Below are 23705 nucleotides of genomic sequence, written 5' to 3'. Positions count from 1 at the left end.
CAAGACGACTAGAAAGGTGCGGTCGGCTGTTAAGGCGACAAAGCTTTCAGACGTTTACGGCTGACGGTAAGCCAGAAATCTATGATTTCGCAGGCGCACCTCTGCCAGAACGACTAGGGAGTGGGACAGAAGCCCAGACCATAAAGTTCGTTGTCCCGCCCCCGCAAAGCCTAGTAGTCATTTTAAAGCTTTGAAAAAGCGAATAAAGTGCCACTAGATGACTAGCGTCTTGCATATAGCACTATAACAAATATTAAGGCCTATTTTTAAAATCGTCCTTCAGACGGCTACGGCTAGCTAACAATAAGACAGAACCTCAGTTTATTAAGATAAACACATATTGATAAAACAGATTTTGTCAGAAAAAACAAGGTATACAGACTGTATTCTTATATTGAAACTTTCAGCAGCCAGAATGTCATTTATAACAGTTCATCCTTTTCTCTGTTTAAAAAGCTAAAATGCCTTAACCAGCTCAAAAGACTGCCAAGGTTTCAGTAAATCAAGCACAGGCAAATAATCATCGGCCACTTTGCCAATGATATTGTGAGTGCCGTCATTTGGCCGCTCTTTTAAAGCAATTTGGAGTTCGCCTCTGTACTGTCCGCTGCGATTATTACAGATAGTCAGCTGACCTTTTTTGATGGTCTTGCCATGATCTACTGGCGGAAAATCTCTGTCTTTATAAAGATTGCGCATTTCTGATGAACGAATCATATAGCCGGAATAATCTCCGCGATAGCGATGCCTGTTATCGAGAACAATAGCTTGTTCATCAGCCGAGGCCGTAGACAGTAAAGTCACTTTCAACCGAGGCACAGCTGATACAAAGCTGTCATATATTTTCTGCAGCTCATCAGCAGGCAGCAAAGACGATGCAACAAAAATATCATCAATCAGCTGAGTAGCCAACAAAAGCTGAACTTGTGCCTCAGGCGATAAGAGGCGCTGACGTTCAGTACTGACCAGCATATCTCCAACAGGCCAAGGCCCCACCGTCCCTTTTGGAGAATCAATAAAAGCAGCTGTCCTTAGATGGTGGTTCTTATACTGGGCGGCACAGTCTGTAAAATAAGTAAAATCAAGTCCTGTATAAGGCTGGGGATAAAAGTTATGCGTTCCCGTTACATATCTGCGGTCTGCAGAAAAGTCCATCACTTGATCAATATAGTGCTGTCCGCGGGATATATTCAGCTCAATTACCAGCCCGAAAGGATTTTGTGACATCTCTGCTTCTTCCTGCCCTGTAAAACCCTGATCTAACCGCAAAGCCCAAATACCCAAATCGTTGAAAAAAGCTAAATCCTCATAATTTACTCCCAGTTCTTCAAACAACTGCGGATTGATATCAATAGATGTTTTCATTCCCAGGCGATTGCCGTGGGCAATCACTTCCCTAAACCGATCAAGCGTCTCTTCTGTGCTGTCTGTAAGCTCCAACATCGATGTAAATATCCTGCTGTAGCCTATCTCAGCAGCAGTTGACAAATAACTCTTAAGAATAGCCGTCTCTGTTTTCGACGGGTAGACAGACAAACCTAATTCACCCATAATTCTCCTTAGTTTTAACAAGATACAAAGCCCGTTAAAAGAGCAAAGCAAAAATGACGGTAAGCCAGAAATCTTCGATTTCGTAGGCGTACCCCTCGTAGGCGTACCCCTGCCAGAACGACTAGAAGGGTGCGGTCGACTGTTAAGGCGACAAAGCTTTCAGACGTTTACGGCTGGCGGTAAGTTCGAAATCTCTGATTTTGCAAACGGCTGCGGCTAGTAAACAGTAAGACAAATCTCAGGCCTTAAAATTCCCTCACTCTCTCATTTTTGAGTTCGGGCTGAAACTATCCTCTAAAACAACTTTCTAGAACTTGTTTTTTTCAAATAAGGCATCCTGTACGCACAGGATGCCTTATTACCATATGTTAAGCTTCAGCTGCGCCTTCTTCAGCAAGCAGTTTGTTATCGTACATCTTGATAAATGGATACCAGATGATAAAGGCGACAATTGCGCAGACAACAGCCGTAACAAAAGCACCGATACTGCCGGCCAAGCCGCTTCCTGCGGCACCGATGTAAGCACCAAGGCCGATTGGCGTTGGCCATGGGGTCTGAGCAGTTGCTATACCGGCTAAGCCAAGTCTTATCGACCAATAACCAACAGAAGCACTGGCAATCGGAGCCAAGATAAATGGCAGCGCCAAGATAGGATTGTAAACAATTGGAATACCAAAAATCAAGGGTTCGTTAATATTAAAGATAGCAGGTCCCATCGCTGCCCTGCCCAGCACTTTAAGCTGAGCAGATTTAGCCATGAAGGCCAGCCAAAAACAGAGCAGCAAAGTCGCACCGGAACCGCCGATAGTAACATAAGCATTTGTGAACTCACCGGCAAAAGCGATATTAGCGCCTTTTACATTTTCAGCCATATTGGTCAAGAGAATTGGGTTAACCAAGCCCATGACGATATTGGCACCGTGAATACCAACAATCCACAGGGCGTGAACCAGCAGGTAAATAATAACGATACCGATCCAGCTGTTTGTGATATTGCGGACAAAGGCAAATGGAATAGCAATAACATTGTAGATATCTGTCCCAAAAGCGATAAAAATACCATCAATAATCAGCAAAACAAAGGCAACGAAGCCCGCAGGAATCAGTGCGGAGAAGGAACGGGAAACCCCTTCAGGAACAGCTTCCGGCATCTTCACAACCCAATTGCGGTTAATACACAGCCGATAGAGCTGTACAACTAGAATAGCCATCAAAATGGCTGTAAACATACCTGAAGTTGATAGGCGGTCCAGACTGTTTCCTCCGATAGTCCAGCCGTTGATGGTTTCTCCATCAACATTGAGGTAGTCAAAGGCTCCTTTTGAAACCACCAATTGCGGAATAGTCAGGAAGAAGGCAAAGACGGACAGCAAAGCGCCGTAGACCGGATCCACATTTTCTTCCTGCTCCTCTGCATAAATCTTCGTGTATTCATAACCGATGACAATAGAAAAGTAGAGTGACAGAATTCCCATTGTACAGTTATAAGCCTGCAAGTATAAAGGCTGAATCTTGTCAAAAGAATTAGCCCAAAGGTCCTTGATAAATTCCAAAGGAAAAGCAAGCGGAACAATGCTTAATACCAAAAACATCGAGCCGACAATGGTGAAAGGAATACTGGCAATACCGGCGGCAACGATAGCACGGACGGGACGGTAGGTGGAAACCTTACCCATCGGTCCCATCAGGTACTTCTCTAAGAATTCAAACAATTTATTCATTATTGAACCTCCTCCTTAAAATATGAAAAATATGTTTGCTAATTATTTAATAGTAGCCAGATACTGCTGGATACGGTAATACTGCCTGTCTTTTTTTTGGTTGATACGCTTAAGTTTAGCTAACATCCAAGCAGCTAAGCCTATACCTGCTGCAAGAAATGCGACTAATAAAAGCTGTACCGTTCTGCTGACAGCCAAAAAAGGGTAAAAAGAGTGATAATGATTTAACAGCACAGCAAGAATGAGCAAGCTGTTAACAATAATAATCAGCTGAAAATACAGCCGAGTCATACGGGCCGGCTTTTGATTTTCAGAATACATCTGATACTGCTCCCACATACAGACGGCACCGCAGGCCGCTAAAGCAAGCGGCAGGACCGCTATTCTTGCAGCACCTGACAAAGACAGCAATAACAGCCAGTAGAGATTGATAAAAAAGAAAAAAGCAACCACATAGCGAATCAGAAAATATCTGGTGTAATACATACTTTTCAGACTGTTTTTCTTCCTCAGCCCGTCAATTTTCTTTTTTTCTGCTTCTGTTAAAGCAGCCATAGTAATTCCCTCCTTGACAGTGAACAAAACTTACCTTTGGTTTTAAGAGACGGCAGCTCTTTAAAAGACTGACCGCTTTAGCCGAGCTTTTTTATACAGTTCCAGCATTTCCAAGGCTACTTCCCGCAGTGTCATCGTTGTCATTAGATGATCCTGGGCATGAACCATGATGATTTCAATTTTAATTTCAGTACCGCCGGCATATTCTTGTAAAAGGTTGGTCTGAGCTTGATGAGCTTTGAGCAGCTCTTCATTTGCTTCTTCAAGTTTCGCAGCAGCTGAATCAAGCTCTCCCTTGCGCATTGCATCAAAACCTTCATGAACAAGTGTCCTTGCGTTACCGGAGTTCAAAATAATCTCAAAAGCTGCTACTTGTAACTCTTCTGGATTCATGGATGTCACCTCTCTTTTATCATTAAAAATAATTTCCTAAACTGTTCAAATGACTGACAAGCCAGCATTTCAGCCTGCAAATCAGGCCGCTCTACCAAATCAACAATGGAGGCAGCCAGTTCTGTTAATCCTTCGTTATTATGAATGGACATAGATGTTAAAAAAACGAACTGAATATGCGGGTAATCACTGTTCCATTTCAGACCGTTTTTGACAATAGCCAGACCAATCCGATGGTGGTTGGCTGCAGCCTTAACCGGATGAGGAACGGCAATAGTATCGCTGAAAACGACCGAAGACATCTCTTCTCTTTGCCTGATCAGCTCCTGCATTCGCCCGACAAAAGCCTGATCTTCCCCCTCTGCCATCATCTCCAAAAGCGTCTTGATAACACTGTCTTTATGACCGTCTTTTAAAATAAGGAAAGATTTTTCAGAAAAATACTGGTCAAAAACCGAGGCTATATCGCTATTATCTCCAGCCTTACTCTCCTGAACGGCAGATGAAGCTTCTCCCAGCTGAGCAATTTCATGGCGGAGCATCTGCACTTCGTCTTCATTTAAAAAGATAGAGACCGTGAAGACAGGGATTGTAAAAAGCAAATGCGATAAATCAATGGAAGAAATAATAAAATCAACATCTTTTAACCTGTCATCATTGATTTCATAGTAACCGATGACATCCTTGATATGGATGATATTTCCCAGCTCATTTTCAATCCGGCTCTTGAGCATCTGAGCAGAGCCAAATCCAGTAGCGCAAATCACTAAAATATTGTATTTATCGTGACGTTCTTTATAACGCTCACTGGCAGCCATAAAATGCAGAGCAATATAAGACAGTTCATCTGCTGAGAGCAAATAGCCAGAAAAAGCAGGCAGAGCTGACATCAGTTTTTCTGCCAAATAGTAGCTTTTCTGATAGTGCTTTTGAATCTCTTCACGCAAAGGATTTTCTAAAGTAATCTGACCGTTAAGACGCAGCAAAAGTGTTGACAGATGGGCCAGCAGCCCTTCAAGGAGCTGTGAATCGCCGCTAAATGGCAAAGCTATTGACTCTAAAGCCTGTATCAATTCAAAGCGAAGCTGAGACAGCGAATCTTGAGGAACAATCCAGCTGCTGTGGCTTTTAGAAATCAGGTGCAGCGTGATATAATCGACTTCTTCAGAGGGAAAAGTCATTGAGGCAGCCTTAGCGACCCGCTCTAAAATCCTTACAGCTACTCTGCGTTCCGGCAAGTCCGCAAAAGCTTCAGACTGTTCTATCTTGGCTATCACAAAACCAGCCTCTAAGCGCCGAATAGCTAAGGCGATATGGATAATCAGATTTTGAATCACAAAATCAGACAGTTTTAGTTCTGCTTCACGGCATTCATCAATAACTATAATGGACAGTTCCTCAAAAGTGATGCTATGATTCAAAAAATCATCATCAACATAGGTATGCATACTGCTGATAAAGCCAGAATCACTGAAATAATCCATGATAAACCGCCTCTTATCGCGTTCCGATCCGGTGACATAAACGCCTTTATTGGCTTTGCTTTCAACTTTTAAATGGTAGGGAGCAAAGCGCTGCCTGATTTTTTTAAAATCGTTAGACAGAGTAGATCGGCTGACAAAGAGTTCGCTGGTTAAATCGTCAAAATAGATTTCATTTTGTTCAAAGAGAAGCTTATTGAGCAAATAATTATAACGATCATCGGCATCAGCCGTCTCATCGTTAGGAAGATGACTTTTAGGCAGACGGTTAGCCTTTAAAAAGTCAGCCAGCCCTTCTTCATCTTCTACGATAAGACGGTAGCCGTATCCCTGTTTAGAAACAAGCTGCAGGCCCTGATAGCCGTCAAGCTTCTCCATAATGGACTTGCAGTAAGTTCTGATGGTGCGGTCTGAGCAATCCAGCTGCTCTCCCAACTCCTTGCTGGTCGTAAAGTGCTCTTTGTTCTGTATCAGATACTGAACAATCTGCCTTTCCTTTTTATTTAACATATGGTAACCTTCAGCAGCCCTACAAGACTGCTTAAGCATAGAAACGGGGTGCTAAATATTTTCCTTTACTAATGCAGCCATTTTTTCAATCCCCATAGGAATAGGAATATAGGCTTGCGGCGGGATTTGCACAATCGGTTTATCTTTCTTAGCAGCAGCATCTGCTAGCTGTTTGAAATTCATCTTTGTCTGAGGACTGACCAGATAAAGATCGTATTTATCAGCTTCGATGCGTTTTTGCCCTTCAGGAACACCAACAGCATCCATTTCGATATCTTCTCCCTGTTCTTGCAAAAGTGTCGCTGTCTTTTTAGCAATCATCGAGGAAGACATGCCGCCTGCACAAATAATCAAAGCTGTTTTAGCCATAATTCTTCTCCTTCGTTTATTAAATTTGTAATAGCTTACATTATTATTCTAATAAAACGCTTACACAATGTAAAGGCAATGTTTTTCCTTAGTGAAAAGGAAAAAGCCAATGCCCGCCTAACCAGCTTAAAAAGCTATATCAAAAAGGAAACTTCAGTTTCAGAAGTTTCCTTTCCCAAAAGTTATCAAACCAGTGACCCTTCTTTTGCAAACTCTTCCTTATTGTCAGGAAGGAATAATGCCATAAGGGCTGCTGATAACAACCTGACCGGAACTCAGATGATACTCGTTCCTAATCAGCTGCTTTAAGGCCGTATCATCAAGCTTTGAGTACACTCGGTACTCCTTATCCCTTTCTGCAATCAATTCAAGGCTTGGTGCTATTTTATCATTAGCCAGAATATCCGGACGTTTGTCCACATTTTTAAATTGAATGATGTAAATCGATTTGGAAGTTCCTGTAAACCTCTTCTTGCGATAGGACCGGCTGTAAAGCTGTAAGCCTAAAAGTGCCAGTAAAATAGTAATAATCCCTATCCAGTAGTACATTTTTCTCCTCCTTCTTTTCAAATCAACTGCTCCATGCAAACTACAAAGCAAACTAAGGGAGCGTTTAAGCCCGTGTTCAATTCCAATAAGATACAAAGCCCATTAAGAACGCAAAAGGAAAATAGAGGACTGACTGACGAATCGCCAGATTCTAAGTCAGGACATCTTTTTCCCGCAGCGTTTAGGCCGTGTTCAGTTCCAATAAGTGACAATGCCCTTTATGCACCTCTGTCTGCCTACTTGTTGTTAGTCGAAAACAAAGCTGCCCCTTCCTGATCGGTCGCTATTAGATTGTCTGCCGCTGCATCCAGCTTATCCGCAAAAGCCATCATCCTGTTCTGGTAGGCATCAGCTTCTGCCAGATTTTGGGCCTCTGCCTGACTGTCCCATAAATTCTCCATAGTGTAAGGACTCAGCAGTTCGGCCACTTCACTATCCGTCAGTTCTTCTGCTATTTGGTACATAGCCTGACGCGTCGCCCTAATGTCAGCCTGCAGAGCTTCTTTTGCCTGAGCAATCTCATCTTTAATCTCTTGAACTTTAAGCTCGGCCTGCAGCCTAGCTTTCTCAGCAACTGCCCGCAACAGCTCCTCCCGCAAGCTGATTCGCTTAGACCCTGTCGCTGTTTTCAGCTGACTTCTCAGCTCCTTAACCGTCTTCTTGTAAGAGCTCAGCAACTCAGTCTGGCTTGGTCCAACCGCAAAGTCGCCGTAGGTCATAACATATCTCAGCAGATAAAACCGGTAATCGGTGCTGTTAAACCAAGTGCTGGGGTCTTTAATATCCCAGTTTTTCGCGGCTTCTTTAGCCTTCTTTCTGGCCACCTTAATCACCTGCTCCTTGGTCATGCCGGAAGCAAACTGGCCGTGCTTGACATACCAGTCTATATCTAGACCATTCCCCTTAATACGGGGAAAAGCCGTGTCATGGTCGGAAATGGGGTCCCCTGTGCCTTCAACAATATATTTCTTGCCGTAAGGAATGTCCCCATGATTTTTCCCATCCAGATAGGTCACATCTCTGGTCGAATCCATATAAATGGTGGCGTGCAGATCCAGCCAAGCCTTCTCCTCAGCGGTTATGCCTTTAGGATTAGTCTTAGAATAGAGAGCGCTACTGGCTGCCCAGTCCATGAAGTTGGTGATTTTGGGAACCTGATGCTCTGCGGCCACTTTAGCAACTGCCGGACCGGACTGGCTGAAGCCGGACATGTTGGAAATGGTCCCACCGCCATGCTCTTTTTCCAGTTTGGCAGCTGTGCTGTCATAAAAATCGGAGATATCGTCCACCTGCGGGGTCATCCCATCTCTAGCTTCAATCGCATTTTTAGTGGATTCAGTGAAACCAGGTTGGGTCCCCGCCACAACGATAGCCGTTTGGCTGTAGTCTGTCTTGCCATCAACAACCGGGGCTACAGCAATGGCCTGAGTTGTTCCATTTATTTTATCTATAACTTCATATTCGTTACTTTCAACTACTTTCCCGTTTGAATTAAGTGTTTCTACAGGAATGTTATCACCTTTTAACACCGTTTCGTCACTGCATAAATCCTTTGTTACATTTTGAAGTGCTTGTATATCTTGATGAGTCAATGCCATTTCCAATGTTCTCCTTTCTTGATTTCTAAATTATAGGTTATATCAATCTTAGGACTGCCTTGGGAAGATTTTTTAACATTTTTTAGTTTGTTATACTTAATTAATGTATTCATATTGTCATCTAACCCTTTATCTTCCTTTCTTATGGCTTTATCTGGTAACTCATCGTAATTAGAAACATCAATAACACCTTCTTGACCGACTAATTCTATAATTTCATTTCCGAAACTGTCAAACTGCAAAGTTAAGTCTGCTCCAATACCATAAGTTACATGGTGTACGCTTTCAACTTTTCTCCCTAAATATGCTTTATTTCCTTCTTCATCATAAATCACTGGCACGACATTGACTGTTCGCATCGTAAAGCGTCCGTCTCCATCTACAAAAATCGGTGAAAACTCGATTTTACTGATACCGGAATAGTTCTCTTTAATATAAGTGGCAATCTGTTCTTCATAAAGTCTGAAACCATGTTTATAAAGCTGATTCACTTTTTCTATTGCCATATAGCGATTATACCCCCAAATTCCTGTGATAGTGATGAGAACAGCAGCCAGCAGTCCCCAGAAAATCTTTGTCGGTCTGCTTAACTTTTTCCTTTTAGCCATATCCTGCTCCTTGTTCCCTGTAGACAACCTCAATCATTCGTTTTAATTTTCATTAGTATAGCATAGCAGTTTCAAAAAAGCAAGTGACCTTTGTCAGCATTTTTATGTCCCCGCCACAACGATAGCCGTTTGGCTGTAGTCTGTCTTGCCATCAACAACCGGGGCTACAGCAATGGCTTCTGTCGTGCCGTCTTGAGTGTTGACAATTTCATACCAATTTCCATCTTTTGCCTTATATCGTCCATAATCCGATTCAGGGATTTGAGACCACTTATCAACCATACCTTGTAAACCTTGTATATCTTGGTCTTTTAATGCCATTCTTGCCAATCTCCTTTCCTAATTTCTAAATTATAAAAAATATTAGCCTTGGGACTTCCATTTTCATTTTTAGAAACTCCTTTTATTTTTTTATCTTTGATATGAATAGCCAAAATTGAGTCCGTAGTATTATGGGAATTCAATTTAGCTTCTTCAGGTAAATGCTCATAATTAGCTACATCAATCCAGTCTCCATTCGCTGAATACCTTAATGTAATAATTTCATTTCCAAATTGATCTAACTCAAGGGCGTATAAATCTCCTCCAACACCATAGGCTGGATAGCCGCCTTCACTTGTACTTCCCGCAAGCAGTGCTTTATTCCCGTACTCATCATATACCACTGGCACCACATCTAGGTTTAGAAATGAATGCTGGCCACCACCAGATATAAAAATCGGTGAAAACTCGATTTTACTGACACCGGAATAGTTCTCTTTAATATAAGTGGCAATCTGTTCTTCCAGCAGCCGAAAGCCGTGCTGGTAAAGCTGTTCAACCTTTTTCTTTTGCATATAGCGATTATACCCCCAAATTCCTGTGATAGCGATGAGAACCACAGCCAGCAGTCCCCAGAAAATCTTTGTCGGTCTGCTTAACCCTTTCCTTTTAGCCATAGCCTGCTCCTTGTTCCCTGTAGACAACCTCAGTAATTCGTTTTAATTTTCATTAGTATAGCATAGTGATACTGAAAAAACCAGTAAGTGATAATATTTTAGACAGTTCAAAGAAAAAATGGCTCACTAAGCACGATGAGAAAGAAGGCAGCTTAAAGAAAAGACAAAAGAGCCAGGGTTTCTCCCCGGCTCTGCAGTTTGCAGGTTAAAAGTTGTCTCGGCTAACCATAAACAGAAGGCTATGCCATAGAAATCTTCTTTCAGCAGTTTAAAAGAGCCTTCTCCTTACACTACCGGTGAATTTTGGCTTTGTATTTTAAGTTCAAAGAGTGTCTACTCCTTAGCATATTTATGGGTTAAGTAGTAAACTCCGTCCTTTTCTTTAAAGTCAAGATGGACATAAGGCAGGAGGCCTTCAGGGGCTGAGTAATCAAGATAAGTCACATCCAGCTGCTTTTCGAATCCTTCACCATCCCCAAAGTTGACAATTCTTTGATCCGATAAGCGCGGGTCTCCAAACTGTTTTTGAATATCTGTCCATTTACTGCCTACTGTTAAGTCTGAATTTGGAGCTTCAGGGGCCTCTTGCAGGGCATCAAAATCAGACTGCGTCCAGTTCGCCCGATAATCTTTCTTTATCGTGACAGTATTATCTGAAAGGCCTTCTGCTGTTGCTTTGATCAGACTATAAATCCCGTCTTTTCTAACAAAACGCAGCTCAACTTCCTTTAAAGAACTATAATCTCCATTGAAATAAGTCAAGGATAAACTGTCACCGTTCATACGGCCTTCCGTTGCTTTGCCATAAGTTTTGAGAATAGTCTTAATTCTAGTCCCTCTGTTGCTGTCATGAATGGAATAAACTTTCAAGGACAGAAAGTCAGACTCGGTCCAGTCAAATTGATAATCTCCATCAATATAGTCATTAATGTCTGCACTGTCTTCCTTGTCATCATCGCTGTCTTCCTTTTTTTTCTCTTTAACTTTTTTGCCGCTGTCCTTTTTGGAAGCAGTCATCTTGTTTTGATCTTTATTGAGCCGTCCGACAGTCGTTTGAGAACTGCTGTTAAAATAGGTATAAGCTGTCACACCCAATCCGGCTGCAAAGACAAGGACAGATAGCGTAAAAGCAATAAGCGGCCAAGGTTTTTTCGTCTTTTTCCAGTTGAAAAACAGCAAGACTGCAGCAAAAACTGCTCCTATCAAAGCTGCTGCCGCAAAGGGAAGCTTCCAAGGTGTCAGCAGAGCCAAGAGCAAAGAAAGTCCAGAAACTGCCAGAGCAAGCATCGACCAAGCTTTCTTTTCACTCGTTTTCTTATCAGAGCTGACAGACGCTGACTGCTGAGGCAGCTCTGCAAAATTTCCCTGAGTAGCTCCGGCAATGTCAATAATCTTGCCCGGATCAAAACCGGTCTCTTTTGCCTTTATCAATTCCTGTGGACTGGGCTTGCGGCCGACTACTGTCTCAAACAAACTGGTCCACTCTTTTTTGGTTGCCATAAGATCTCCCTTCCCTCATTTAATCCTCTTTATTTTACCATAATTTCGGAGCAATAAACCGATCAGTTCTTTCCAGCAGCTAAATTTCATCAAAACAGCACCCCTAAAGTTAGCCACGAAATCTAACTTTAGAGGTGCTGTTCAAATCCCAGCTTTTTCACTTAAACCGTTAAGCTGTCTCATCGTTTAGGTCAAAAAATAGTTTAATCTCCATTAGCGTATTTGTGTGTCAAATAATAAACGCCGTCTTCTTCTTTAAAATCAAGGCTGACATAGGATAAATAGTCTCCGGAAGCTGAGTAATCGCTGTAGGTAACATCCAAGGTTTTCTCAAAGCCATCACCATTACCGTAATTAGAAATACTTTCTACAGCTGACTCAGGATTGCCAAATTTCTTTTGAATATCTGTCCACTTACTGCCTGCTGTCAGGTCCGAACTTGAAGCCTCTTTTAAATCATCAAAATCAGACTGTTTCCAGGTTGATTTATAGTTTGAATCAGTCTTAATATTATCAGTAAAACCATAGGCATGAGCGTAGGCCAGTGTGTAGATTCCGTCTCTTCGGCTGAACGCTAGATCAACTATTTTAGAATTATTGTTGTCTTTATAAGTTAAATACAGATTATTATCACTGATTCGAGCCTCACTCGCCTTGCCATAGGTTTTAAGAATATCTTTGACCTTGTCACCGCTTTTGTCTGATGAAACAGAGTAAACATTCAGAGATAGAAAGTCAGACTCGCTCCAGTCAAACTTATAATCTTTATCAATATAATCATTAATGTCTGTGCTGTCTTCCTCGTCATCATCAAGGTCTTCCTGGTCGGTATCTTTATCACGATCAGGCTCCTTGCTAACAGTCTTAAACCAGTCGCTATTGAAAGTCGTGTAAGCTGTCACGCCCAGACTGACCGCAAAAGCAAGGATAGATACCGCAAAAGCAATAAGGGTCAGACGTTTCTTTGGTTTTTTCCAGTTGGCAATCAGCAGCACCATGGCAATAATAACAGACAGCAAAGCTAAGGACGTAAAGATAAGCTTCCAAGGTGTCAGCAGAGTCAGCAGTAAGAACAGACCGGAAAGCACCAATGAAATAATCGGCAAAACAATCTTTTCTTTGTCCTTCTTATCAGACGGAACTCCCACACTTCCCACAGAAGGTTTTGGGGGTTGCTGTACATTACTGTCCTGCTTCGTTCCAGATATTTCGATAATCTTAGTCGGATCAAAACCGGTCTCTTTTGCCTTCATAAATTCCTGCGGACTGGGCTTGCGGCCGACTACTGTCTCAAACAAACTGGTCCACTCTTCTTTTGTTGCCATAAGATCTCCTCCAATTTTTAATTACTCCTATTCTATCATAATTTTAAGGCTAAAAGCTTTATTTATGAAAATTTTTCGGAAATTTTGAGTCCATTCCTTCAGCCGTCTTTAGTTAGCACTGTCAAAACAAGAACTGCTGTACTATTGTGGAGCAAGTTATGCAATTATGTTAAAATAAAGTAAACACCGATCTGCAAAGGAGTCCCTATGAAGAATTACTTACCTTTGATTTTTATAGCTGCCTGCCTTCTTATTTTAAGCGGCTGTGATGACTTAAACCGCTTAATTAAAGGAGAAGACTATGTCGCTTCCAGTCAGTCGGCCAGTGCCAGCCGATCAGCCGAGAGCCGGTATCAGAAAGATTTAGATAAGGCATTAAAATCCGATAGCACTGCTTTCCCGCAGCTTTCCAAGAAAATCGCTTCTGATGAAGCACAGGTTGTACTGCAAACATCTATGGGCGATATTAGTATTAAACTCTTTCCTGCCTATGCACCATTAGCTGTTGAGAATTTCCTGACACATGCTAAGTCCGGTTATTATGACGGCCTGACTTTTCATCGTGTGATTGATGATTTTGTCATCCAGGGAGGTGATCCAAGCGGTAATGGCAGCGGCGGCGAATCTATCTGGAAAGGAAAGGACAGCAGCATTGACAGTGGTAAGGGATTTGCTAATGAAATCTCACCTTATCTCTACCACCTCCGCGGTGCTCTGGCTATGGCTAACAGCGGAGCAGACACCAATACCAGCCAATTTTTTATTGTTGACAATTCAGAAGACCAATCGGCGTCCCTGTCGGAGAACCAGTATCCGCAGGCCATCATTGATGCCTATAAAGAAGGCGGCTATCCTAGTTTAGATGGGAATTATACCGTATTTGGCCAAGTGACTGACGGAATGGCGGTTGTTGATAAAATCGCACAAACACCTACCGATGACAATGATAAACCTCAAACAGATGTGACAATCACTGCCATTAAAATTATCAAAGATTATTCATTTAAAAAATAAGCCTCAAAACAGGCCAGTCTGCCAGTGATTAATTTCACTGGGACAGACTGACCTGTTTTTTTGAGAGCGGAGGGAAAATATACTTTTTGTCACAGTAATTTTTACAGCGTAAGTCAAAATTAGCCCAAGGTCATTCATTCCAAATTTTACAGCTGAAGCGACCTCTTGCTGCTGCGCTCAGCGCATTTGGTCCCAATTGGTAATATTTTCTTCCCAGATATAGCTGTAGTTATTGACTATATCGGCAGCTGTCTTTGGTTCTTGGCCAGTCAAATCTTTGATAGCTGTTGATTCAACATCTTCCATACCGTTTAAAACAGCTTCATCATTGGTAACAATGTCTGCACCGCAAAAGGGCACAGGTGACTGTGAAAAATCCCCGGTAATTAAGCGAGGAATGTGCAGTTTTTCAAGGTACTGATAGTATTCTTCCGGTTCAACACCGAAATATTTTAACGGACGTCCTGATGCTTCAGCGACTAGATCACAAATTTCATGCACCGAAATATGTTCTGAACCGCAAATATTATAAGATCGATTCACTTGACCTTTACCAAGCAAGAGAGCAGCTCCGGCACGCGCAACATCATCTTTATGGACAAAAGTCGCTTTTCCATCCTTAGCCGTACTGTACCATTCATTATTTGCCATAAAAGCAAGCATAGGGTACATCGTCAAATAGTTTTCAAGATAAAGATTATTGCGCATTGTATTCCATGTAATCGTACTAAGGCTTCGCAAATACTTTTCTGTTGCGGTGTGATCCGGTGTGATGTAAACCTTTTCATACTCGGGTTCTGTTGCACCGATACAGGAATTATAAATAATATGCTTGACACCCGCTTCAATCGCAGCATCGATGGCATCACGATGCTGCTTAGTTCGTTTACCAACCTCTAATCCCGACATAATATAAATACGGTCTCCACCTTTAAAAGCATCAGTCATCTGAGCATAATTATCATAGTTGGCTTCAGCAACTCTCACTCCTATTTTTTCCCATTCAGCTATTTGCTCTTTTTTCAAACGATTAAGAGCTGAAGCAGTGAATGTTAATTCTGACCCTGCGACAGCCTTCAGCATATTTTCTGCGATACGGCGGCCTAGCTGTCCGTCAACTCCAGTTACAATATAACGCATTGTTTTGTCCTCCTTTTATTTTATGTGAAAAGGATAACATAAAAACGTTTTCTTTTACAATAGAAGTTTGTTATACTTAATAACAAAAAGTTATTAAAAGAGGGCAAACTAGCCGGAGCTTAAAAAAATACTATAAACAACCGCCCTTCCTTACTGCTCCTTCAGCAGCATAAGAATATCTTAATTCTCTCACAATTTAACATAAGGAGGAAATGATGGATTTCCAAAAATTAGACCTCTTTCTTCATTTAGCTGAAACTCTAAATTTTTCAACAACTGCAGATGCTTTACATATCAGCCAGCCTGCTGTAAGTAAGGCTATCCAAAATTTAGAAGATGAATTAGGTTTTCAGCTGTTTCAGAGAGGGAGGCGCTATGTCAGACTAACGGAATCAGGTAAAAGTTTTTATGAAGACTGCAAGCATATCACTGCTAATATGAATTTAGCCATTAACCGAGCCCGAAATATCTCACAGCGCCTTTCCTCGTCATTGGCTATAGGCTATACTGGTACAGTCTTAGAAATGCAGTGCTTACCCCATTTAGTTAAAAAGTTAAAAAAAGAATACTCAGTTACTCAGTTTTACCTTAGCAATTCCAGCCATACGATTCTGCAGCAGCAGCTTCTCAACGGGGAATGTGACTTTATCTTTACGACACTAGACGATATTGAACAACTTAACAATATTCATTTTACAAATTTATTAGAGGGAAATTTTATCTGCCTCCTTCCTCCTAAACATCGCTTACGGCATTGTACTGCTATTCGAATAGAAGAACTCGCTAATGAAAATCTAATTTTTATCAATGCCTTACAGGCACCTCCTAAACAGAGTGCTATCCAGCGTCTTATCAGTGAACAGTGTCCCAATGCCTCTATTTATTTTACTGACTCAATTATCCTTAGCCATACTTTAGTTCAAGGAGATGTCGGAATTGCTATTATGCCGTCCTTTGTAACTACAAAAGATAGCAGTCAGTTATTTGCTGTTAATTTAGCCGTTGATTGCCCTTTATGGTATGGAGTCGCAAGTAAGTCTGAGCAAAAATCCCAGATTTTTGGTGACTTTATCCGTTTGGCAAAAGAAATCTTTTCAGAAAACTGATGAGATAGTATCTAAGAGTTGAATCAAAATCATACGAAATTATCAACTGAGATGATTTTGAGTAAATCAACTGTTATTTTTCTGTTTTTAAGAAACGCTGTTTAGGCGATAAAAGAAAGGAAAGAAAGAAAATACTGGCAGCTGTTAAAACGATAGACGAGCCTGCCGCAATATTAAAAGTGTAGCCTAGGAAAAGTCCGACAGCAGATGACAAGGCACCAATTATTCCCGCCAAAACTAGCATGACCTTCAGACTGTTGGCATATAAATAAGCCGTTGCTGCCGGTGTAATCAGCATGGCAACAATTAAAATGGTTCCGACACTTTGCATGGCTGTAACGGCAACTAATGTTAACAGAACCATTAACAGATAGTGGTAGAAAGTCACATTCAGCCCGATTGACTTAGCAAAAACAGGGTCAAATGAACTGATGAGCAGCTCTTTATAACAGACAATCAGACTGATTAAAACCAGCCCCGAAACAAAGAAAGTCAGCCACTTATCGCTATCTTGTACTGCTAAGACATTGCCAAACAAAATATGAAAAAGATCTGTTGAGCTATTAGCCAGACCAATCAAAATGACACCCAAAGCCAAAAACGAACTGAAAGTAATCCCGATAGCCGTGTCTCCCTTAATTGTACTGTTTTCTTTGATAAAGGTAATGATAATCGATGCTAAAAGTCCAAAAACAATGGCACCTGCAAAAAAATGAATGCCCAATATAAAAGAAAGGGCGACACCTGGAAGAACAGCATGGGAAATAGCATCACCCATTAAAGACAGCGATCGCAAAATGATAAAACAACCTACTGCTCCTGCGACGATACCGATGACGACCGCCGTCAATAAAGCATTCTGCAAAAAATGATAATGGAGCAGTCCATCAAAAAAATTCAGCAGCATAATTTATACCTCTTCGTTAAAAAACACTTCTCCTCCAAAGGCAACTTTCAAATTATCAGCTGTAAAAACCTGCGACACCGGACCATAGGCCAGCAGCTTCTGCTTTAAAATCACCAGTTGATCAAAATAGGCCCTGACCTTGCTTAAATCATGATGGACAATAACAATGGTTTTACCGGCTGTCCGCAATTCTTTTAATAAACTGATAATCATCTGTTCGCTGACAAGATCAATGCCGGCAAATGGTTCATCCAAAAATATATAGTCTCTGTCTTGGATTAAACATCTGGCTACCATAACCCGCTGAAACTGGCCGCCTGAAAGAGCATGGAGCGGACGGTTGGCATAAGCAGCCAAATCCAGTTCCTCCAAAACAGCATCCACTGATTTGCCCTTCTTTTTGCGCAAAAACGGAAAGGGTCTGCCTCCTTGATAAATTCCCAAGCGAACACATTCCTTAACAGTAATGGGAAAATGGAAATCAATCTGACTTCTTTGCTCAACATAAGCAGCTTTACCGCTTAACTGCCCATAATCTTCTCCAAGTACTTCAATAGTCCCGCTATAGGTTATTAAGCCCATAAGGGCTTTAATAAAAGTAGATTTCCCTGCACCATTAGGACCGATAATTCCAATAATCTTCCCCTTATCCAAAGTAAGAGAGAGATCATCTAAAATAGACTGTTCTCTGATATAATGACAAGTCAAATGACTAACTCTAATCACATCCCGCTCCTCCCAACAAGATACAAAGCCCGTCAAGAGAGCAAAGCAAAAATAGGAGACTGGACGAAGAGCCGCTAAGCTCTAGGACAGTCTATCTTTTTTGCACAGCTCTTAGGGCGTGTTCAGTTCCAACAAAATACAAAGCACGTTAAAAGCTCACAGCTCCCTTGTTAAGCAAGGGATAGCGACCTCCCTAATTAACTGCGGCAGGACAAGAAAACCGAAATCGTTATAAAATGACGATTTACCGATTTTGTCCCACTCTCTACCTTTTATTTGCTGTTACTGCGACAGGCCGGCGGCAATTTTATCAATATTCCATTTCATCATGGCATAATAACTGTCGCCGTCTTTTCCTTTTTCAGCAACAGAATCCGTAAAAAGCTGTGCATATATCGGAATACCGCTGTCTTTCGATACGGATTCCATAGGACGTGAATCCACACTGGATTCAACAAAAAGAGCTGAAGGAGGCTGCTGCTTTAGCCTTTCTACTAAGGAGCGAATTTGATCCGGCGTTCCCTCTTCTTCTGTATTAATTTCCCATATGTAAGCTGATGGAACTGCATAGGCTTGTGAAAAATATTTAAGGCAGCCTTCACTTGTAACAACTAAACGCTTTTCAGGATCTATTGAAGCAAAAGTTTTTTTAGCTTCTTGATCCAGCTTTTCTAGCTTGGATAAGTATTGGCTGCAGCGTTTTTTATAATAGGCAGCATTGTCTGGATCTTTGGCCATTAATTGCTTGCTGATGTTTTCAGCGTAAACCATGCCATTGGCCAGACTGAGCCAGGCATGAGGGTCTTCTTTTCCTTCCTTTCCTTTCCCTTCAAGGTAGATAGGCTCAACGCCATCACTGACAGCAAAGTAATCTTGATTCTTCTTTTTCCCCGTATTTTTAATTAATTTTTTAAACCAGGCATTGCCGCCAGTTTCAAGATTGATGCCATTATAAAAGATAAGGTCAGCTTCTGCTGCCTTTCGGACATCTTCAGGCAGAGGCTCGTATTCGTGCGGATCCTTTCCGATAGGGACAATACTGTGTAAATTAATCTTATCACCTGCGATATTCTGCGTCATATCTGCAATTATCGAATTGGTCGTAACGACATTAAGCTTACCGTTATCAGATTCTTGTTTTGCAGCTGAGCAGGCCGAACAGGCAAAGATGAAAATAGCCATACTAAATATAATAGGGATTATTTTTTTCATATGGAACTCCTTTACTTATAAAATTAGGTTTGCTTAACTTAATATTTAGGATAACTTAAAAAATAATCTTTGTCAATAGTTTTAATGAAAATTTGTTATAATAGTTTTACAGTAAAAGAGAGGAAAAAAATGACACCGAATAAAGAAGACTATCTGAAATGTATTTACGAAATCAGTCAGGACAGCCAAAAAATTAACAACAAGCAAATTGCTGCCAAAATGCAGGTTTCAGCTCCTGCTGTTTCAGAGATGATTAAAAAGATGCTTGCCGAAGGCTTGATAGATAAAAATAAAAGGCATGGCTACCGTCTGACCGAAAAAGGGCTGCCTTTAGTTTCAGAACTCTACCGCAAACATCGTCTGATTGAGGTCTTTTTGGTGGATTATCTTCATTATGCCATTGATGAAATTCATCAAGAAGCCGAAGTCTTGGAACATACCGTTTCAGCTGCTTTTGTTGATCGCCTGGACAAAATGCTCCATTATCCTCGTTTTTGCCCTCATGGCGGAACTATTCCTAAAAAGGGTGAGCAACTCAAAGAAATTTACCACTTGCCGCTCAAGCAGGTCAAGCAGCCAGGGTTCTACTGTGTCAGACGTATTCATGATGATTTCCTTTTGCTTGACTATCTGGCTAAACATCAATTGGTGCTGGGGCAGAAGGTCGAAATCACGCAGATTGATGACTATGCTAAGACCTATACTATTACCTACGCAGACCATGAGCTGACACTTCCTGAAAACATCGCTGCACAACTCTACGTTGAAGAAGCAGCAAGGCCGCAGAAATAGAAGATTCAGCTTTTAATCTTTCTTATAGTCAAAAAAAGGGGAACATCCTTTGATTGTAGACAATCATAGGATGTTCCCCTTTTTTGTTTAAGAATTTTTACTGACAGATAAAATATTCACCAAATACAAAGCACCTATTCAAGACGCTCTAAAAAGTCCAGCAAGAGCTGAGCTGATTGGCGTCCGGCTTCAAGGACAAATTCATTAAAAGTTATGTCAGCATCATGGCTGGCTGTGTCACTCATGGCGCGGATAACAATAAAAGGCTTGCCCGCAGCATGAGCAGCCTGCGCCACTGCCGCCCCTTCCATTTCAACAGCTAAAGCTTGAGGGAAACGCTCCATAATAGCCCTAATTTTATCCCGCCCCGCAATGAAACTGTCTCCGGTAACAATGAGGCCGATCTCAGCTGGCAAAGCTCTTTCTTCCAGCAGACCTTTAAAAACTTCAATAAAGTGCGGATCAGACTTAAAATAAAGCGGCTGACCGGACATCTCACCATAATTGTAGCCAAAAGCCGTCAAATCAACATCATGATAGGCCAGCTTATCTGCTATGACAGTATCGCCGATTGCTAAATCAGGAGAAGCTGCTCCAGCTGACCCTGTATTAATCACGGCATCAACCGCGAAACGGTCAGCTAAAACAGCTACACTCATGGCTGACATTACCTTACCGACACCTGATTGAACTAAGACAAGATCATGCCCGCCGATTTTTCCTGTATAATAGGTGTTATCAAAAACAAGCTGTTCAGTGCCTTCCTGCAGCTCCTCCAGCAAAAGTCTCAGTTCCTGCTCCATGGCAGCTATAATTCCAATTTTCATATCTTCCTACCCAAAACAAGCGTGTTTAACTTATAAATAAAAGACAGCATAAATCAGAATAGCCAGCAGAATCACAAGAACAATAAAAATTTTATTTAATTTCGACTGAAATTCACCGCGCTTGGCATTTTCAATCCGGCGGCTTTTAACAATCCGCTCTTCCCGGTGTTTCTGCAGCAGATCATCTTTAATAAGCTGTTTATCCAAAACTTTTGTTTCGAAATCATCTGCGCTGTCCTCAGACAGCCTGCGATCGCGGTTAGCTGCTTCAATAATTTCATCAGTCAAAAGTGGTTTGCCCATTTACTGCCCTCCTTTAACATGCAAAGCAAAGTACTGAAGCGCTATAATTGTCTTAGCATCCTCAATCTCGCCGGACCGAATCAAATCCAGACATTCTTCATAGGTGAGCTCGAACCGTTCAAGCACCTCATCAGCATCCTGCGGCCGCGGCTGAGGTACTTTTGTGAGATTGGTCGCTAAATAAAGTTTAATTTTCTCATTGCAAAAACCGATAGCGGTATAAAACTCATAAATCTGCTGCAAATCACCGCTGTAGCCTGTCTCTTCTTCCAGTTCACGAAGAGCTGCCTGATATTCAGAACCCTTTTCACCAACTTCCAGTTTGCCAGCCGGAATTTCATAAGAGACCTTCTCAATGGCTTTACGGTACTGCTTAATGATGATGATCTTATTATCAGGAGTGACAGCCAAAACGGCAACAGCTCCTCTGTGAAAAATCAATTCACGTTTAGCCTGTCCCAGATTATTAGGCAGTTCAACATCATCAACAGCCACCTCAAAAATCCGGCCTTTAAAAATCTCTCGGCGCTTCAGTGTTTTTTCTTCAAAATCCATATGTTTATCCTTATCCCAAAGAAATAAATTTAAAATTCTGTTACTCCAATTGTACTACAATTCAGACAGAAATGCCATTTTCTGTAGTAAAACAAAAAACCGGCCGAATCTTAGCTGACTTTAAAATTCTTGACCGATTTTATTATGAGGTTGATCCTGACAAACAGTTACTTTATTTCTGCTTTTAAGCTGCGGTAGCGGTTAAGGGCAGCACAGAATTCCTGTTTCCTAGGCAGAGCTAAGTCTCCTGGATAAGAAGGTGCAGAGGCGAGAGCTGCCAGTCCTTCTTCTTCTATAAAGGCATAGAGCTTATCGGCTATTTCCTGCAGTGAACGACTATCATCTAAAAGATTGTCCTTAGCAAATTTCAGCATCAAAGCCAGACAGTTTACCTGAGAGGGAGTAACAAGCTGTTCTAAGCCAGAAAGATCAATAGTTTCCCAACCGTAAACCAGCGTATGCAGCCCCTTAGCTTTAAAACGGTCTTCTTTGCCTTTATTGGCAAAACTTGATTTCAACAAAACACGCCTGTTTCTTGTCGCTAAGGACTGTTTAGCGGGCATTACTCTATGATAGCGGTCTTTTTGGGCAATGGTTTTCGCCTGACTGGTTACATCATAGGCCAGATAATTATCCATCAAAAGAACCCTGTCAGCCACATCGAAGTAGGCTCCGGAACCGCCAACCACAAGAATAACAGAAACCCCAAGTTCTCTGTGAAGGGCTTCAGCCTGCTCTACAAAAGGTGTGATTGGCTCTTTCTCTTTGGCGACCAATTCCTGCATACGCCGGTCACGAATCATAAAATTAGTAGCCGATGTATCTTCATCGATGAGCAAAAGAGTACTTCCGCTTTCTAAAGCTTCGATGACATTAGCTGCCTGCGAAGTTGAACCGCTGGCATTTTCTGTCGAAAATGCAGTGGTATCTTGCTTAGCAGGAAGATTATTAATAAATGGACTGATATTGACCTTGACAATGCTGCGGCCGTCTTCTGATCTAATCTTAACAGCATCGCTTCTGGTAATCACGTATTCCCTGCCATCACCTGCAATATGGGAGTAAATTCCGCGCTCCAGAGCATTTAAAAGAGTGGATTTCCCATGGTAGCCGCCTCCAACAATCAGGCTGACTCCGGAACCAATACCCATGCCGCTGATAACCTTACCGCTGGGCAGACGAAGGGTGACTTCACTGCTTTCAGGACTTTTAAAGGGAACTGCTGATTTCAGCGGCAAATCAGAGACACCGCTGACTCTGGCCAGAAGTGAACCATTACCGATAAAAGCGATTAAATCCCTTTTTCGCAGTTCCTCACGAATATAAAGCTGATCTAAAAATAAACGGACCTGTTCCTCAAGGCCTTTTTGGTCAATATTTTGATAAAAGAGAGACCGTTCAACAATCTGCGGAAGAACAGCATTCAGCAGTTTATCAGCAGCAAACCCCATAATTCTCCGCCCTGCAGCCGGTAAATTAACTGTGAACCGAACTTCCAGACTATGGGGGTGAATCAAGACAGCAGTTTTATCCAATATTTCTTGACCGCAAGCGTCAATTGCAATATGGCCCTTACCGCCGACTGCCTTAATATCCTTGCTGTGCGCCCTAACTACCTGTGCAAATGAACGATTCAAAAAATCGCTGACTGCCAGGCGCTTATCGCGGGTAGACAGTAAATCATCCGGCAGACCAGTAACTGACCGCCTAAGCAAAAGACGCAGTTTTGATGGCGGCGCATAAGGATCCGCCTGAACATGATCAATGAAGAGACGGTAAACTGGACAGTCATAACTGCCAACCAAACTTTTATATGCGCCATAACCTTTGCCGTCCAAAGCCAGCAACCGTTTCCGTAACGCTGTATCACTCATAATAACAAACCCTCCAAGAAAATACAAAGATACAAAAGGCGTTCAAGCTCATAGCAAAAATGGCGGTAAGTCCGAAATCTCTGATTTCGCAGACGCACCCCTGCCAGGACGACTAGAAGGGTGCGGTCGGCCGCTAGGACGACAAAACCTT

At 41.9% G+C, this 23705-nt stretch carries 24 protein-coding genes; 3 read left to right on the top strand and 21 right to left on the bottom strand.

What is annotated here, in order from left to right; all coding sequences use genetic code 11:
• Positions 1 to 456: 456 nt before the first annotated feature.
• The 13 genes from A0O21_RS04205 to A0O21_RS04145 all read right to left on the bottom strand — a co-directional run bounded on the left by A0O21_RS04205 (position 457) and on the right by A0O21_RS04145 (position 13098).
• Complete coding sequence (locus A0O21_RS04205; RefSeq protein WP_067061791.1) at positions 457 to 1551, bottom strand: DUF871 domain-containing protein; 1095 nt, start codon at positions 1549 to 1551, stop codon at positions 457 to 459.
• A gap of 368 nt (positions 1552 to 1919) precedes the next feature.
• Positions 1920 to 3272, bottom strand: a complete 1353-nt coding sequence (gene celB / locus A0O21_RS04200) for a PTS cellobiose transporter subunit IIC (RefSeq protein WP_082854406.1) — start codon at positions 3270 to 3272, stop codon at positions 1920 to 1922.
• Positions 3273 to 3314: 42 nt separating this feature from the next.
• Positions 3315 to 3827, bottom strand: coding sequence for a hypothetical protein (locus A0O21_RS04195; protein ID WP_067061788.1), 513 nt, complete (start codon positions 3825 to 3827; stop codon positions 3315 to 3317).
• 60 nt (positions 3828 to 3887) lie between these two features.
• Entirely contained in the window at positions 3888 to 4220 is a 333-nt protein-coding gene (locus tag A0O21_RS04190; RefSeq protein ID WP_067061785.1) for a PTS cellobiose transporter subunit IIA, read from the bottom strand.
• 5 nt (positions 4221 to 4225) lie between these two features.
• The gene (locus A0O21_RS04185; RefSeq protein ID WP_067065118.1) at positions 4226 to 6211 is read right to left on the bottom strand and encodes a BglG family transcription antiterminator; all 1986 of its coding nucleotides are present in this window, start codon (positions 6209 to 6211) and stop codon (positions 4226 to 4228) included.
• Positions 6212 to 6262: 51 nt separating this feature from the next.
• Positions 6263 to 6580, bottom strand: a complete 318-nt coding sequence (locus A0O21_RS04180) for a PTS cellobiose transporter subunit IIB (protein WP_067061782.1) — start codon at positions 6578 to 6580, stop codon at positions 6263 to 6265.
• A gap of 225 nt (positions 6581 to 6805) precedes the next feature.
• Positions 6806 to 7129, bottom strand: a complete 324-nt coding sequence (locus tag A0O21_RS04175; RefSeq protein WP_082854405.1) for a hypothetical protein — start codon at positions 7127 to 7129, stop codon at positions 6806 to 6808.
• Between the two features lie 236 nt (positions 7130 to 7365).
• The gene (locus A0O21_RS04170) at positions 7366 to 8727 is read right to left on the bottom strand and encodes a hypothetical protein (protein ID WP_067061779.1); all 1362 of its coding nucleotides are present in this window, start codon (positions 8725 to 8727) and stop codon (positions 7366 to 7368) included.
• Positions 8718 to 9335, bottom strand: coding sequence for a hypothetical protein (locus A0O21_RS04165; protein ID WP_067061776.1), 618 nt, complete (start codon positions 9333 to 9335; stop codon positions 8718 to 8720). Before A0O21_RS04165 ends, A0O21_RS04170 begins: the two co-directional genes overlap by 10 nt.
• 102 nt (positions 9336 to 9437) lie before the next feature.
• On the bottom strand, positions 9438 to 9656 hold the full coding sequence (locus A0O21_RS04160; protein WP_067061773.1) for a hypothetical protein: 219 nt from the start codon (positions 9654 to 9656) through the stop codon (positions 9438 to 9440).
• Positions 9647 to 10273 carry a hypothetical protein gene (locus A0O21_RS04155; RefSeq protein ID WP_067061770.1) on the bottom strand — a complete coding sequence of 209 codons (627 nt, stop codon included), beginning with the start codon at positions 10271 to 10273 and terminating at the stop codon, positions 9647 to 9649. Before A0O21_RS04155 ends, A0O21_RS04160 begins: the two co-directional genes overlap by 10 nt.
• Before the next feature lie 333 nt (positions 10274 to 10606).
• Positions 10607 to 11773 carry a hypothetical protein gene (locus tag A0O21_RS04150; protein ID WP_067061766.1) on the bottom strand — a complete coding sequence of 389 codons (1167 nt, stop codon included), beginning with the start codon at positions 11771 to 11773 and terminating at the stop codon, positions 10607 to 10609.
• A gap of 203 nt (positions 11774 to 11976) precedes the next feature.
• The gene (locus A0O21_RS04145; RefSeq protein WP_067061763.1) at positions 11977 to 13098 is read right to left on the bottom strand and encodes a hypothetical protein; all 1122 of its coding nucleotides are present in this window, start codon (positions 13096 to 13098) and stop codon (positions 11977 to 11979) included.
• A 207-nt stretch (positions 13099 to 13305) separates the two neighbouring features.
• On the opposite strand from A0O21_RS04145, the gene A0O21_RS04140 reads away from it, so the two are divergent.
• Positions 13306 to 14112 carry a peptidylprolyl isomerase gene (locus A0O21_RS04140; RefSeq protein ID WP_067061759.1) on the top strand — a complete coding sequence of 269 codons (807 nt, stop codon included), beginning with the start codon at positions 13306 to 13308 and terminating at the stop codon, positions 14110 to 14112.
• Positions 14113 to 14289: 177 nt separating this feature from the next.
• On the opposite strand, the gene A0O21_RS04135 is transcribed toward A0O21_RS04140, so the two are convergent.
• Positions 14290 to 15252 carry an NmrA family NAD(P)-binding protein gene (locus A0O21_RS04135; protein WP_067061756.1) on the bottom strand — a complete coding sequence of 321 codons (963 nt, stop codon included), beginning with the start codon at positions 15250 to 15252 and terminating at the stop codon, positions 14290 to 14292.
• 212 nt (positions 15253 to 15464) lie between these two features.
• Here A0O21_RS04135 and A0O21_RS04130 point away from each other — a divergent pair, with 212 nt between their 5' ends.
• Positions 15465 to 16358, top strand: coding sequence for a LysR family transcriptional regulator (locus tag A0O21_RS04130; RefSeq protein WP_082854404.1), 894 nt, complete (start codon positions 15465 to 15467; stop codon positions 16356 to 16358).
• A 73-nt stretch (positions 16359 to 16431) separates the two neighbouring features.
• Here the strand turns inward: A0O21_RS04130 and A0O21_RS04125 are convergent, their stop codons facing one another.
• From A0O21_RS04125 to A0O21_RS04115, 3 genes are all read right to left on the bottom strand, one after another.
• Positions 16432 to 17265, bottom strand: a complete 834-nt coding sequence (locus tag A0O21_RS04125) for a metal ABC transporter permease (protein ID WP_067061748.1) — start codon at positions 17263 to 17265, stop codon at positions 16432 to 16434.
• A gap of 3 nt (positions 17266 to 17268) precedes the next feature.
• A complete protein-coding gene (locus tag A0O21_RS04120) occupies positions 17269 to 17991 on the bottom strand; it encodes a metal ABC transporter ATP-binding protein (protein WP_067061744.1) in 723 nt (240 codons plus the stop codon).
• Between the two features lie 282 nt (positions 17992 to 18273).
• Positions 18274 to 19203 (bottom strand): metal ABC transporter substrate-binding protein, encoded by a 930-nt coding sequence (locus A0O21_RS04115; RefSeq protein WP_067061741.1) that lies wholly within the window; start codon positions 19201 to 19203, stop codon positions 18274 to 18276.
• 129 nt (positions 19204 to 19332) lie between these two features.
• On the opposite strand from A0O21_RS04115, the gene A0O21_RS04110 reads away from it, so the two are divergent.
• On the top strand, positions 19333 to 19995 hold the full coding sequence (locus tag A0O21_RS04110) for a metal-dependent transcriptional regulator (protein WP_067061736.1): 663 nt from the start codon (positions 19333 to 19335) through the stop codon (positions 19993 to 19995).
• 134 nt (positions 19996 to 20129) lie between these two features.
• On the opposite strand, the gene A0O21_RS04105 is transcribed toward A0O21_RS04110, so the two are convergent.
• From A0O21_RS04105 to A0O21_RS04090, 4 genes are all read right to left on the bottom strand, one after another.
• Positions 20130 to 20822, bottom strand: a complete 693-nt coding sequence (locus A0O21_RS04105; protein WP_067061733.1) for a 5'-methylthioadenosine/adenosylhomocysteine nucleosidase — start codon at positions 20820 to 20822, stop codon at positions 20130 to 20132.
• Positions 20823 to 20852: 30 nt separating this feature from the next.
• The gene (gene macP, locus A0O21_RS04100) at positions 20853 to 21125 is read right to left on the bottom strand and encodes a cell wall synthase accessory phosphoprotein MacP (RefSeq protein ID WP_067061730.1); all 273 of its coding nucleotides are present in this window, start codon (positions 21123 to 21125) and stop codon (positions 20853 to 20855) included.
• The gene (locus A0O21_RS04095; RefSeq protein WP_067061725.1) at positions 21126 to 21680 is read right to left on the bottom strand and encodes an NUDIX hydrolase; all 555 of its coding nucleotides are present in this window, start codon (positions 21678 to 21680) and stop codon (positions 21126 to 21128) included. It lies immediately after the preceding gene.
• 167 nt (positions 21681 to 21847) lie between these two features.
• The gene (locus tag A0O21_RS04090) at positions 21848 to 23554 is read right to left on the bottom strand and encodes an ABC-ATPase domain-containing protein (RefSeq protein ID WP_067061722.1); all 1707 of its coding nucleotides are present in this window, start codon (positions 23552 to 23554) and stop codon (positions 21848 to 21850) included.
• Positions 23555 to 23705: the final 151 nt, after the last annotated feature.

Source organism: Streptococcus pantholopis, from assembly GCF_001642085.1.
In the GTDB taxonomy this organism is placed as follows: domain Bacteria; phylum Bacillota; class Bacilli; order Lactobacillales; family Streptococcaceae; genus Streptococcus; species Streptococcus pantholopis.
This window is presented reverse-complemented; position numbering and strand designations above follow the sequence as displayed.